Source organism: Burkholderia sp. NFPP32 (assembly GCF_900119325.1).
Classification (GTDB): domain Bacteria; phylum Pseudomonadota; class Gammaproteobacteria; order Burkholderiales; family Burkholderiaceae; genus Burkholderia; species Burkholderia pyrrocinia_C.
This window is the reverse complement of the sequence record NZ_FPJP01000005.1, coordinates 316,707-329,593: the sequence shown is the minus strand read 5'-3', so window position 1 is coordinate 329,593 and position 12,887 is coordinate 316,707. Positions and strand designations below refer to the sequence as shown.

The 12,887-nt window shown below is 63.0% G+C and carries 11 protein-coding genes and 1 tRNA gene; 6 read left to right on the top strand and 6 right to left on the bottom strand.

The annotated features are described in order from the left end of the window. Positions 1 to 7: 7 nt before the first annotated feature. The 6 genes from cysS (at position 8) to BT264_RS13205 (ending at position 6,617) form a co-directional block, all read left to right on the top strand. Entirely contained in the window at positions 8 to 1,405 is a 1,398-nt protein-coding gene (cysS, locus tag BT264_RS13230; RefSeq protein ID WP_072437027.1) for a cysteine--tRNA ligase, read from the top strand. Between the two features lie 43 nt (positions 1,406 to 1,448). After that, a complete protein-coding gene (locus BT264_RS13225) occupies positions 1,449 to 2,273 on the top strand; it encodes a DNA-3-methyladenine glycosylase family protein (RefSeq protein WP_072437028.1) in 825 nt (274 codons plus the stop codon). Positions 2,274 to 2,376: 103 nt separating this feature from the next. Continuing rightward, positions 2,377 to 3,348: an acetyl-CoA carboxylase carboxyltransferase subunit alpha gene (locus BT264_RS13220; protein WP_006478433.1), complete on the top strand. Its 972-nt coding sequence runs from the start codon at positions 2,377 to 2,379 to the stop codon at positions 3,346 to 3,348. 46 nt (positions 3,349 to 3,394) lie between these two features. Then, a complete protein-coding gene (gene tilS / locus BT264_RS13215; protein ID WP_072437029.1) occupies positions 3,395 to 4,816 on the top strand; it encodes a tRNA lysidine(34) synthetase TilS in 1,422 nt (473 codons plus the stop codon). A gap of 343 nt (positions 4,817 to 5,159) precedes the next feature. Then, complete coding sequence (locus tag BT264_RS13210; protein WP_034184693.1) at positions 5,160 to 6,410, top strand: aspartate kinase; 1,251 nt, start codon at positions 5,160 to 5,162, stop codon at positions 6,408 to 6,410. Between the two features lie 113 nt (positions 6,411 to 6,523). Further along, positions 6,524 to 6,617, top strand: a tRNA-Ser gene (locus BT264_RS13205). A gap of 89 nt (positions 6,618 to 6,706) precedes the next feature. On the opposite strand, the gene BT264_RS38130 is transcribed toward BT264_RS13205, so the two are convergent. From BT264_RS38130 to BT264_RS13175, 6 genes are all read right to left on the bottom strand, one after another. Beyond that, positions 6,707 to 7,090, bottom strand: coding sequence for a hypothetical protein (locus tag BT264_RS38130; RefSeq protein WP_133059156.1), 384 nt, complete (start codon positions 7,088 to 7,090; stop codon positions 6,707 to 6,709). Positions 7,091 to 8,248: 1,158 nt separating this feature from the next. Next, positions 8,249 to 8,641, bottom strand: coding sequence for a hypothetical protein (locus BT264_RS13195; RefSeq protein WP_072437031.1), 393 nt, complete (start codon positions 8,639 to 8,641; stop codon positions 8,249 to 8,251). A gap of 85 nt (positions 8,642 to 8,726) precedes the next feature. Then, positions 8,727 to 8,936: a helix-turn-helix domain-containing protein gene (locus tag BT264_RS13190; RefSeq protein ID WP_072437032.1), complete on the bottom strand. Its 210-nt coding sequence runs from the start codon at positions 8,934 to 8,936 to the stop codon at positions 8,727 to 8,729. A gap of 69 nt (positions 8,937 to 9,005) precedes the next feature. Beyond that, positions 9,006 to 9,296 (bottom strand): hypothetical protein, encoded by a 291-nt coding sequence (locus BT264_RS13185; protein ID WP_072437033.1) that lies wholly within the window; start codon positions 9,294 to 9,296, stop codon positions 9,006 to 9,008. A 310-nt stretch (positions 9,297 to 9,606) separates the two neighbouring features. Beyond that, positions 9,607 to 10,608: a hypothetical protein gene (locus BT264_RS39895; protein WP_256260624.1), complete on the bottom strand. Its 1,002-nt coding sequence runs from the start codon at positions 10,606 to 10,608 to the stop codon at positions 9,607 to 9,609. Positions 10,609 to 10,650: 42 nt separating this feature from the next. Beyond that, positions 10,651 to 12,864, bottom strand: coding sequence for a glycosyl hydrolase family 28-related protein (locus BT264_RS13175; protein ID WP_072437034.1), 2,214 nt, complete (start codon positions 12,862 to 12,864; stop codon positions 10,651 to 10,653). Between the last annotated feature and the right edge of the window lie 23 nt (positions 12,865 to 12,887).

The following is a 12,887-nucleotide window of genomic DNA, read 5'->3' as shown; positions in this document are numbered from 1 at the left end:
CATCTCTATGGAATCACTGCGCATCTACAACACGCTCGCGCGTGACAAGCAAGTTTTCGTGCCGCGCCAGTCCGGCGAAGTGCGGATGTACGTATGCGGAATCACCGTCTACGACTATTGTCACGTGGGCCACGCGCGCATGCTGGTCGTGTTCGACCTCGTCCAGCGCTGGCTGCGTGCGATCGGCTACCGGGTCACGTATGTGCGCAACATTACAGACATCGACGACAAGATCATCCGCCGCGCGGTCGAGAACGGCGAGACGATCAAGTCGCTGACCGACCGGTTCATCGGCGCGATGCACGAGGATGAAGGCGCGCTCGGCATCCAGCGGCCCGACATCGAGCCGCGTGCGACGCAATTCATTCCGCAGATGCTCGGCATGATCGAGACGCTCGAGACGAACGGTTACGCGTACCAGGCGGCCGACGGCGACGTCAATTACTCGGTGCGCAAGTTCGCGAACTACGGGAAGCTGTCGGGCAAGTCGCTCGACGATCTTCGCGCAGGCGAGCGCGTCGCCGCGAACGACGCGAAGGAAGATCCGCTCGATTTCGTGCTGTGGAAGCGCGCGAAGCCGGAAGATCCAGAAGGCGCGTCGTGGGCGTCGAAGTACGGGATGGGCCGTCCGGGCTGGCACATCGAGTGCTCGGCGATGGGCTGCACGCTGCTCGGCGATCATTTCGACATCCATGGCGGCGGGCAGGATCTGCAATTCCCGCACCACGAGAACGAGATCGCGCAGAGCGAAGGCGCGACCGGCCAGACGTTCGTCAACTACTGGATGCACAACGGCTTCGTGCAGGTCGACAACGAGAAGATGTCGAAATCGCTCGGCAACTTCTTCACGATCCGCGAAGTGCTCGAGCGGTACGACGCCGAAGTCGTGCGCTTCTTCATCGTGCGCACGCACTACCGGTCGCCGCTCAACTACAGCGACGTGCATCTCGACGATGCGCGCGCGTCGCTCACGCGTCTCTATACCGCGCTGAAGGATGTCGAGGCCGACACGCTCGCGCTCGACTGGAACGAGCCGCATGCGCAGCGTTTCGCGGCCGCGATGAACGACGACTTCAACACGCCCGTCGCGGTGGCAACGCTGTTCGAACTGGCGGGCGAGGTGAATCGCACGCGCGACGCGGCGCTCGCGCGGCAACTGAAACAACTGGCAGGCCTGCTCGGCCTGCTGGGCCGCGAACCGCGCGCGTTCCTGCAGCAGGCGTCCGGCGCCGCGCAGGCGGGCGCGCTCGCCGCCGACGAGATCGAAGCGAAGATCGCCGCGCGCGTCGCGGCGAAGCAGGCGAAGGACTATGCCGAAGCGGACCGGATCCGGGCAGAACTGCTCGAGGCCGGCGTCGCACTTGAAGACAAACCGGGCGGATCGACCGAATGGCGTCGCGTATGAGCGCGGTGCGTTCCACTGACCGATCCGTCAGGTAGGAGGCAGGATGCCAACGGCCAGAAAAGCGCCGGTCAGGCGCGCGACCCCGGTCGCCGCGCGTCCGGCAGCCAAGCGCGTGCCGTCGAAGGCGGACGCGACGCGCGCCGCGCCGAACGGCGCGCTCAACGGTCATGCGCAGCCGGCGGCTGCGCTGCCGGCCGCCGACGCGGCCCGCAAGACGCGTGTGTCCGAAGCGGACGGCGAGGAGGTTGTCGTGCGTCCTGCATACTGGGACAAGGCATGCGCCGACCTCGTCAAGCGCGACCGGATCCTGAAGAAACTGATCCCGAAGTTCGGTCCCGCGCATCTCGTGAAGCGCGGCGACCCGTTCGTCACGCTCGCGCGCTCGGTCGTCGGCCAGCAGATTTCGGTGCCGTCCGCACAGTCGCTGTGGGCGCATATCGAGGACGCCTGTCCGAAACTCGCCCCGCAGCCGGTGATCCGGCTCGGCGCGGACAAGCTGATCGCTTGCGGGTTGTCGAAGCGCAAGACCGAATACATCCTCGATCTCGCGCAGCATTTCGTGTCGGGCGCGCTGCACGTCGACAAATGGACGTCGATGGACGACGAGGACGTGATCGCGGAACTCACGCAGATCCGCGGCATCAGCCGCTGGACGGCCGAGATGTTCCTGATCTTCAACCTGTCGCGGCCGGATGTGCTGCCGCTCGACGACCCGGGCCTGATCCGCGCGATCAGCGTCAATTACTTCAGCGGGGAACCCGTCACGCGTAGCGAGGCGCGCGAGGTCGCGGCCAACTGGGAACCGTGGCGCACCGTCGCGACCTGGTACATGTGGCGCAGCCTCGATGCATCCGACACCGACGCCTGAATGTTGGCTATCGGGTTTTAAACATCAATAGTTGAGAGCCGGTTTTGAGCGTCGCCCGCGCGGGTAGAATACGCGCTGCCGCAAGACCCAAGGATTCGAACACATGAAGACCACGTTTCTGGATTTCGAACAGCCGATCGCCGAACTCGAGGCCAAGATCGAAGAACTGCGATTCGTGCAGGATGACTCGGCTGTCGATATTTCGGAAGAAATCGAGCGGCTGTCGAAGAAAAGCCAGCAACTGACGAAGGACCTCTACGCGAACCTGTCGCCGTGGCAGGTTTCGCAGATCGCGCGGCACCCGCAGCGTCCGTACACGCTCGATTACGTTGCGGAACTGTTTACCGATTTTCACGAGCTGCACGGCGACCGCGCATTCGCGGACGATCTGTCGATCGTCGGCGGTCTCGCGCGCTTCGGCGGCCATCCGTGCATGGTGATCGGTCACCAGAAGGGCCGCGACACGAAGGAGCGCGCCGCGCGCAACTTCGGGATGCCGCGTCCGGAAGGCTATCGCAAGGCCGAACGCCTGATGCGTCTCGCCGAGAAGTTCGGGTTGCCGATCTTCACGTTCGTCGACACGCCGGGCGCGTACCCGGGCATCGGCGCGGAAGAGCGCGGCCAGTCGGAAGCGATCGGCCGCAACCTGTATGTGATGGCCGAGCTGAAGACGCCGATCATCACGACGGTGATCGGCGAGGGCGGTTCGGGCGGCGCACTCGCGATCGCCGTGGCCGACACCGTGATGATGCTGCAGTTCTCGACCTACTCGGTGATCTCGCCGGAAGGCTGCGCGTCGATCCTGTGGAAGAGCGCCGCGAAGGCGCCGGAAGCCGCGGAAGCGCTGGGCCTGACCGCGCACCGCCTGAAGGCGCTCGGCCTGATCGACAAGATCATCAACGAGCCGCTCGGCGGCGCGCATCGCGATCCGAAGGGCATGGCTGCGCTGCTGCGCCGCGCGCTCGCCGATTCGCTGCGCCAGTTCCAGGGCATGAGCATCGATGCGCTGCGCGAGCGCCGCTTCGAGCGCCTGATGGCCTACGGCAAGTTCAAGGAAACCACGCCGGGCGCCTGACCGGCCGCGTGCTCGATACGCGCGCCGCTGAGCGCGCGTCCCTCTCGTGATCCCACCGACCGAATTCTCCGCCGACCGCGTCGTACTCGACGCGGTCGGCGTTGCGCTTTCCGGCATGCCGTCCGATGCACGCATCGCGATCGCCTACAGCGGCGGCCTCGATTCGACGGTGCTGCTCGACGCGGCCGTGCGTGTCGCGGGCGCGTCGCGCTGCGTCGCGCTGCACGTGCATCACGGCCTGAGCGCGAACGCCGACGCGTGGGTCGCGCATGCCGAGGCGGTTGCGGCGCGGCTCGGCGTCGAATTCGAATCGATGCGCGTCGACGTGCCGCGCGACAGCGGTCTCGGTATCGAGGCGACCGCGCGCGAGCGTCGTTATGCCGCGCTCGACGCGATGTGCGAGCGCCATGGCGCGGCCGCGCTGTGGCTCGCGCAGCATGCGGACGACCAGGCCGAGACGGTGCTGCTGCAACTGCTGCGCGGCGCGGGGATCGCGGGGCTCGCCGCCATGGCGCCGCGCTACCGTCCCGACGGCGCGAGCGTCGAGCGCGTGCGCCCATTGCTGCGATTGTTGCGCGCGCAACTTGAGCGCTATGCGACGCAGCACGAACTCGAATGGATCGACGACGAATCGAACAGCGACACGCGCTACGCGCGCAATGCGCTGCGCATCGATGTGCTGCCGGCACTGGCCGTGCATTTCCCGGGCTTTCGCGACGCGCTCGGTCGCGCGGCCCAGCATGCGGCCGCCGCGCAGCGGCTGCTCGACGATCTGGCCGAACTGGATTTCGCCGTCGCCGCGCGCGACGACGGTCATGCGCTGTCGCGCGAGTCGCTGGTCGCGTTCGACGACACGCGCGGCGCGAACCTGCTGCGCTTCTGGATGCGCCGGCTCGGTTTGCCGGGCGCATCGGCCGCCCGGCTCGCCAACATGATGCGGCAGTTGCGCGCCGCGCACGACGCGCATGCGCTGCGCGTCGATCACGCGGGGCAGTGCCTGCGGCTCTATCGCGACGTCGTCTACTGGGAAGCGGGCGACAGCGCCGAACCGGCCGACGACGGCACCGGCACGCCGCACCCGGAATCGGCGCTCGCGTGGGACGGTCAGGAAGTCTGGCACCTGCCGGGATGGCGCGGCACGTACGTGTTCGCGCCGGCCGACGCGGGAAGTGCCGGCGCGGTGCCGGAGGCGCTGCTGCGCGCCGCGCCGCTCGCCGCGCGCGCCCGGGCGGGCGGCGAGCGGATGCGCACGTCGCCGGGCGGCCCGGGCCGGACGCTGAAGAACCTGTTCCAGGAGCGCGGCGTGCCGGCATGGCAGCGCGACGTGCCGCTGCTGTTCGCGGGCGACCGGCTGATCTACGTGCCGCTGCTTGGCGTGAACCGCGATGGCGAATTGTCCGACAACGGGCCGTCTGGCGGCGGCGCGTGGCGCCGGATCGAATGGCGTCCCGACCTGCTGATCGCGTAACGGCGGGCGGGCTTCCGGCAGTGCGATGGCGCGCCCATTTTCACCATTTGGTAAACAGCGCCGGAACGGCTGCGGACACGGCGAGCGGCTTGTCAAGCGGGCTTCTATCGGGTACGCTCGGACGTTTGCTCGGCTCGATTTTTGAGCGATTTGTGCAGGTTTCCCGCGTGACGTACCCGGTTTGCGCGGCCTGATCGGCCTTCCGGGCAAAATCCGTCACGCTTGCGTGTTGCGTCCCAGCCGTCCCCCTCGTCGTCCGTCCACAGCCACAAGCCGCGTGACCGAACGGCAACGCGGCCTGCCCAGCGCGCCCGTGCGGTCTCTCCTCCAGTTCAGAACGACAATGGCACTCATCGTACACAAATACGGCGGCACTTCGATGGGCTCGGTCGAGCGCATCAAGAACGTCGCGAAACGCGTCGCAAAATGGCATCAGGCCGGGCACCAGATGGTGGTCGTGCCTTCGGCGATGTCCGGCGAAACCAACCGTCTGCTCGGTCTTGCGAAAGAGATTTCGAGCCAGCCGAGCCCGCGTGAGCTCGACATGATCGCGTCGACCGGCGAGCAGGTCAGCGTCGGCCTGCTGTCGATCGCGCTGCAGGAAATCGGCGTCGAGGCCGTGAGCTACGCCGGCTGGCAAGTACCGATCAAGACCGACAGCGCGTTCACGAAAGCGCGCATCCACTCGATCGACGACGAGCGCGTGAAGGCCGATCTGAACGCCGGCAAGGTCGTGATCATCACGGGCTTCCAGGGCGTCGATCCGGACGGCCACATCACGACGCTGGGCCGTGGCGGCTCGGACACGTCGGCGGTGGCGGTCGCGGCTGCGCTGGATGCCGAAGAGTGCCTGATCTACACGGACGTCGATGGCGTCTACACGACCGATCCGCGTGTCGTCGAAGAGGCGCGACGCCTCGATCGCGTGACGTTCGAGGAGATGCTGGAAATGGCCAGCCTCGGCTCGAAGGTTCTGCAGATCCGCTCGGTCGAATTCGCCGGCAAATACCAGGTGAAGACGCGCGTGCTGTCGAGCCTGACCGATCCGCTGATTGCGCTCGACGAAGAAATGCGCTCGGGCACCCTGATTACTTTTGAAGAAGACGAGACCATGGAAAAGGCAGTCATTTCCGGCATCGCGTTCCAGCGCGACGAAGCACGCATTGCTGTGATGGGCGTGCCTGACAAGCCGGGCATCGCGTATCAGATCCTCGGCCCGGTCGCCGATGCGAACGTCGACGTCGACATGATCATCCAGAACCAGAGCGTCGAAGGCAAAACAGACTTCACGTTCACGGTCGGCCGCGGCGACTACCAGAAGGCGATGGACATCCTCACCAACCAGGTGAAGGGCCATGTGAACGCCGAGCAGGTGCAGGGCGACCCGAAGGTGTCGAAGGTGTCGGTCGTCGGCGTCGGCATGCGTTCGCACGTGGGCGTCGCGAGCAAGATGTTCCGCACGCTGTCGGAAGAGGGCATCAACATCCAGATGATCTCGACGTCCGAAATCAAGATTTCGGTGCTGATCGACGAGAAATACATGGAGTTGGCCGTCCGCGCGTTGCACAAGGCATTCGAACTCGACCAGGCATGATGAAATTTTCGTGATGCGTTGACGAAAATGCATCACGGAAATTGACGCGCGGTTCGAAACCCTATATTATTTCGTTCTCGTCGCACTGCCTCCCTAGTGCGAGCGAAAGTTTGGGAGACGTGGCCGAGAGGTCGAAGGCACTCCCCTGCTAAGGGAGCATCTGGGCCAAAACCTGGATCGAGGGTTCGAATCCCTCCGTCTCCGCCAAAAGCGGTGACAAAGCCCCGCAAGTTCTCGGACTTGCGGGGCTTTTTCTATTGTGGCTCGCGTTCAACCTATACCTACACCCACACCTACTAGTGCGCGCTAACAGCGCCACTGCCGCCGATCACGAACGATCGGGCGTCGTTGCCGGGCCAATCCTGTTGATCGCGACGCTTCCACCACCCAGCCTCTACGTTGCGAACGGGCAGTGCTTTAAGGACGCTTTCAAAGTGACTCTTGCGTCTTGCGAGGCTATCCGGAACGAACACGTGAACAACTTCTGGATCGCTATCGTACGAGACGAAGGCGAATGCAACGCCGTCAATTTCCACCAAGAGGGCGCGAGCGTCCCCTTCCCGGCGGATTTTGCCGTGAAGGCTGTGCGCCAGTGTGGGCAGTTTGGTCCGCAACGCCACCGCGGGCTGCAGTTCCGCAGGCGATTCTAAGTGCTCCGGACTCAAGGGGCGGATATTCATGGGAACACTCCCGTGACGCTAATTGGTACGGCTACGACATCATCGCCGGTGGGAAGAGTGAACGTCCGTGTGCCGGGTGTGCCGTCTGGCCACATAACAGCAGTCGAACCATGCCACGGGGCCACGCGCGGCGGGGCTACATTCGATACAAACTCCACTGCGCTGACCGTCTGGTTGACTTTGCTGGGGACGTGCGGCCCCGCAAAAGCCCTAGCGGACAGGCCACCAATACCAAAGGGGCCTGCTGTCTTACCCCACAATTCGCTAGATAGGACAATACTAGCTGCTGCCTGAGGCTTCGTGTAATGGTGGTACATTTTTCTTATCTTACAAAAAGTAAATTGCAGCAACCGTTGAGAGCAGCATACACGGGAGCCCGGCAACTCAAAAATGCGCCTGATTAATGTTGCGCCTAAGAGCTCTCGTCCGGCAACGTAGGGCTAGTCCCGTGTTTGACCGAGCTACTTGCGGGGCGTACCAGTCCAGCTCGGGTTTTAGCGAGTGCGGCAACAAGGTCGATGCCGCCTTCGGCAAGCGCTTGGGCGCGTTTCGCCTCACAAGAGGCCGCCCATTCCGCAGCAAGCCGATCAACCTCGGAACAGGTTTCGGCTCCGATCTTCACCTGGTCGAACTTATCGCGTGAACCGGACCTGAATGCGAGGATGCGGCGTGCATTTCGCAGCGATATTGGGCCGCGGTGCCAAGCCTCGACATGTGGAATCCAACGGGGGTAGTGTGCGCCACCGCTCGGGGGATGGTATAGCGGTGGCATCCAGCCCTTTCCGGGCTGAAGGATCAACGCTGCTTCCTCTAACCGATCTCGTGCGATCTCGAATACGATCGTCAGCGGGTGACAATGCGACAAGAATTGATGCCAATGTTGCGCTGCCCAATAAACGTCATCGAGTGCGGGCGAGTGGAAGTCGAACAGACACACGCCACCGAAGCGATAGCCTGCGTGGCCGATGTCCTCTGAAGTCGTGTATCGCGAGGGGAGCGTGCCGTCATTGGGGCGAATTGCCCCGTCAGCTAGGATCGATTTAAGCCCTGCAATGTCGGTTCGGTGCCATAGCGTACCGGGTTGCCGCAGTACCGGCATTAGGTGCGCGACGCGCTCACGCCCCTCGGCCACCGAGCTCCTATATTGGGCGTCGCTCATCATTGTCCCGTGACAGCCGATGCTGCCGCCGGCGCAGATGCTGACGCGGCCGGTTGCGCCGTAGTCGTTGCGTATCCACATTGCTTTGAAGATCGCAGGCTGTCGAGCGCTTGACGCCGATCGCTGGCGCTCTTCATCGCGGCGTTCTTCTCCATCACGTTTCCAATTCCGAAATCGCCAAGGAAGGACAGGACCGAGCGACCATCAAACTCACTTTCCTTGTCGACATGCGACGCGAATCCGTCGACGCGAGCGATCTCCAAATCGATCTCCCGACAGCTCATGGTGTTGCGTTCGTAGTCGGTCAGGCTGCCCATCCGCCCATAGTTCTTCGTCGCGCACCCCGCCAGTACAAGCACGGCCGCTACCGCAGCCAATCCCGTTGTTCTCATTCTTGATCCCCGAAAGTTATCGTTATTTGCCGTGTGTCGCAGCGAGCTCTGGCTGGCGGGACGTTCGCATGCCGGAAACGTACAGTCAACGCGCGCTGTCCCGAACGCCAGTCGTGTTTGACTGTAGATGCTCTCGTTCGAATGCCTCGAGCTCGGCAAGTGGGTACAAAACTTTCCGGCCCATCTTTATAAATTTGGGCCCGTGCCCCTGGACGCGCCAGTTTGAAAGGGTGTTCTTCGACACCCGTAGGCGCTCGGCGGCTTCCTCGGGCAGCAGATTAAGCGGTCGTTCCATTTCCCATCCCCTAAAGTGAAGCGCCGCGCAAGCCACAAAGCCAGCGCGGCGCGGTTGCGCAGGTGATTCCTACACCTGGACGCACGAACGGTCTGAAGCCTTGCCCGTCCTGATGCGCGATCGGTCGGGCTCAACCTTGGCAGCCTTGACGTGAACTCCCGTGCGGTCGCTGAAGGCATCGTCGGCGGCTTGGAACATCAACCCGAAAAATTCGTGGTCGCGCGGGACGTCGTACCGGAACCAGTCACCGGCGCGGATCTGCTCCATCTCGATCCGAGTCCACAAGCCGCCCGCCAACACCTCGTTCGAATAGAACTCGTCAGACGAATCATTGGTTTCTTCCCATTGCTCGCGCTTCATGATCAACCCCCGATTGGCCTATCCGGTCTGTCTAGTGACCGTGAAGTAATCATAGGTGTTGAGCGGTATTTGAGCAATAAAATTCTAACATACGTAGATTGTGTGGAATTTGTTGCTACATTCGCAACGTGTTGCGAATGTAGCAACACGGAACGCTAATTCGGACAGGTGACTGAACGAAAGCCACTGCCGAAGCCCAACACCAGGCATGTGCACGCCCACCTCGGATTCCCCGCTCCTGTGGCGGTGGAGATCGCGTGAGCCGTTAATGCATTGTCGAGAACGGCCAGTGCTTGGCGCCAGCGCCCGCTCACGGTAATTGATCGATGACGATCTGCACCTGCGGCGCTGAGCTGGACAGCGCGACAGCGCTACCGCTGTTCTGGAACGCCTTGCACGCCACCGTGTTGCCTGATGTCAGCGATAGCGTGGCGTTGGCCTGCACTGCATTGTTCGAAGTGGATGCCGCAGCCGGAGCATAGCCAGCACTGTCCGGCGTTCCGGCTGCGCCGATGAAAAGTCCCGCTGCGAGGACGTTGGAAGATGACACCGTCATCGCTCCCCACATAAGCTGACAACTGACGCGGTAATACGCGGTGGCCGGCGCCGTGAACACGCCGGTCGACGCATTGAAATTGCTGTTCGCGTCGTAGACCAATGTCCATGTCGTGACCGTCGTATAGGCCGAGTTGGGAATGCTCTGCGCGCTCGTATTGTTGTATTTCAGGTGCGCGAGCGAGCTGCCTTTCAACGTGGTGAAGGCCCCCGCGTTGGTGCCGCCCGTGAGCGCGGTCTGCACGTATGCCGTCGTCGCCACTTGCGTCGTGTTCGTGCCGGCGGTGGCTGTGGCGGCCGTGGCCGCGCCAAGGGCCGGCGCGCTCAAGCTCGTGATGTCGGTGTTCGCGCCACTGGCCGCTGCGCCGAGCGCGGTTCGTGCCGCGGCTGCTGTCGTTGAACCAGTGCCGCCGTTTGCCACCGGCAGCGGATCGGCCACGAAAGCGTACGCCCCGGCGCCCGTGCGCTTCAGGAATCCGGTCGACGCGAAACCCGTGATGTTGTCGAGGCATGTGCCGGATGCTGCGGTGCAGCCAGTTCCGCCCTTCGCGACGGTCACGACAGGTAGGTCCGACCCCACGAGCGCTCGGAACGTCGGTGCGCCAGATGCGGCGGCCGGCCCGGCGAAAACGGTGCCGGCCGACACCGAGGGCCAGGTCGGAACGGAAATCCAGTTGATGAGCGTCGACGGAACCATCGTGGCCGCATTCGCGGCCGCGGTCAGCGCGAGCAACGCGCCGATGAGAATCTTATTCATTGTGTGCCCTTCGTCAGGTGGGAAATGGTCAGCGCGTCGTAGTCATGCGGCCGAGTCTGCCGCCCAGCACAGCGTGACAACCGCGAAATCGGTCGGGATGCCTGCTGCGTTGACGGCGACAACATTCACTTGGGAGGCCGATTCGGTCGGTACCTGCGGGAGTCCGAACCCTCCGGTCACGCTACCGAAATACGCCCGCGATCCGGGCGACGGCTGGGCTTGCGCCAACGTTACGGTATAGGCCCCGGTCCCCGTCTTCGTTACGGAAAGCACTCCGAACGACTTCGCAATTTCACACGTGAGGCCGTTGAAGCGCACCCAACCGCCGAGATTCGATTCCGCACAAACCACCGACGCCGGCATACCGCCTGCGCCCGCGTAATTCGGCGCTTCGATTGAGCTCTGGTAGAAATTTGCCAAATCCACCACGGAAACCTTATCGGCCGGGTTGTACACCTTCACGTACGGTCGAGACGGTGACGCGCCGGGATAGCCGCCCATAGGGGGCGCGCTATGCCCGTTCCCTTCGAGCACAACCTTATGCCGCCGACCGCCGACCGTATCGATCAGGATCTGATTGGTACCGAACGTGGTGCCGCGATTGAATGTGCAGCCTTTGACTACAAGCGTCGATTCCGTTGCGTAATTCGCATACCAGAGATCGGCTTTGCCGATGCCATCCGTCGCACTGCCGTTACGTTCGAAGTAGGTGCCAACAAAGGTACCGCTCGCGGTGCCTTCGTTCACGGCGTTGCTATCCGTCAGCAGCCGACAGCCCCATACCGGGTTGTACGTGGACCCCGTGAGGTCGTTGTTTGATTCGATCGACCCACCGATATACGTGAACGTGTTGACGTTGATCGCATCGATACCGGCTTGCTTGTTATTGCCATACGTGCAGTTGTAGAACGACAGCGCATTCGGCAATGAGAAGTTCAGCCGCGCCGCATGCAAACCGGTCACGTTGTATTGCGCGTCGACGTTGGTCTGGATCGATTCCTGCACATCCTCGTAATCAATGCCCGTGCTCCAGCCGAGGATCCAAATGTTTTCCAACAGCAGATGCGCGTGCGACTTGAAAAACATTCCAATGGACTGCCCGTCATCCTTGATAACACTGAAATCCCGAAACGTTTGCATAGACGTCGCGGCGATTCCCGTGATTGAGCCGACGATTGAAAGACCGCCTTGCGGGCCGTTGTCCCAATGCAGGACAGAATTCTGCGGCCCCTCGCCGCGCACCGAGATTCGAAGCTGCGGGAATGTGGACTGGCCCGAGTTGTCGATATTGATTGCGTCAGTGAGACGGTAAGTGCCCGCCGGGATGAACAGCTCTTTGCCGCGCTCATTAGCCTCGTTGAACGCGGCCTGCATCGCGGCCGTGTCGTCGTGCACACCGTCCCCGACACACCCTAAATCCTTCGCGCTGATGTAATCGTGCACGCGGTTATACAGACCCGAACCGACTGCCGTCATAGCGTCCGTAACCGAGCCGATCGACGGCGCCCCGAGCGAAACAGTCGTGCCGGACGTCACGTAGACCTTCTGCACGCCTACCGGAATGGGGGCGGTGAAAGTCAGGACCGCGCCATTCAACGACGATACCTGATCCGGGCCTTGCCACGAAGCATCGAAGTGAATGCTGATGTTGTTGACCGTGCCGGGCGCCCGCGACAACGTAACGCTGGCCGACACGCCAGACGTAAAGTCCACGCCGGCGGTGAAAACGTCCGTGCGCAGATCGCCGGCGCCGACGCTCGAGGGCACCGGCAGGTATGTTGCGTTTCCGTTCGCGTCGAACCCTAGCATCGTGCTTGCACGAATGGACGCAGGCGGGACAGTTGCCTGCGGGGTTTCGTAGGTGGGGAACGACAGCGCGTGCGTGGCTACTTCATTGATCTGCTGCACTTCCATCGTCAGCTGATCCAGCGCTTGTTCGTGCGTGGCGGCCGGAAACGGATCGTTCGGAACGTAATGGGTCAGCTGCGTGAACGGGACATTGCGCAGGATCGTGATGCGCTGACCTGCAGTTGGTGCTATCGCGGTGATGATTGATCCGCCCTGTTGCACGCCCGCGCCGGACACGGTGTAGTCGGAATTGAGAACCAGCAGTGCCGTGGTCGGGGGCGTGGTGCTGAAATCCGTTCGCTGAACCTTGATGTGGGTCGGGTCGAGGAAATAGAACGGCACGGGGAACAGTGTGGTGGCACCGTTGCCGTTGTAATCGGCCCGCGAAGTGGAAGACGAGACAGTCATGTCGTGTCCTATACGTGCTGCGG

Coding starts and splice junctions, on each gene's coding strand:
- cysS (WP_072437027.1), top strand. CDS start 8: ATGGAATCACTGCGCATCTACAACACGCTCGCGCGTGACAAGCAAGTT.
- BT264_RS13225 (WP_072437028.1), top strand. CDS start 1,449: ATGCCAACGGCCAGAAAAGCGCCGGTCAGGCGCGCGACCCCGGTCGCC.
- BT264_RS13220 (WP_006478433.1), top strand. CDS start 2,377: ATGAAGACCACGTTTCTGGATTTCGAACAGCCGATCGCCGAACTCGAG.
- BT264_RS13210 (WP_034184693.1), top strand. CDS start 5,160: ATGGCACTCATCGTACACAAATACGGCGGCACTTCGATGGGCTCGGTC.
- BT264_RS38130 (WP_133059156.1), bottom strand. CDS start 7,090: ATGAATATCCGCCCCTTGAGTCCGGAGCACTTAGAATCGCCTGCGGAA.
- BT264_RS13195 (WP_072437031.1), bottom strand. CDS start 8,641: ATGAGAACAACGGGATTGGCTGCGGTAGCGGCCGTGCTTGTACTGGCG.
- BT264_RS13190 (WP_072437032.1), bottom strand. CDS start 8,936: ATGGAACGACCGCTTAATCTGCTGCCCGAGGAAGCCGCCGAGCGCCTA.
- BT264_RS13185 (WP_072437033.1), bottom strand. CDS start 9,296: ATGAAGCGCGAGCAATGGGAAGAAACCAATGATTCGTCTGACGAGTTC.
- BT264_RS39895 (WP_256260624.1), bottom strand. CDS start 10,608: ATGAATAAGATTCTCATCGGCGCGTTGCTCGCGCTGACCGCGGCCGCG.
- BT264_RS13175 (WP_072437034.1), bottom strand. CDS start 12,864: ATGACTGTCTCGTCTTCCACTTCGCGGGCCGATTACAACGGCAACGGT.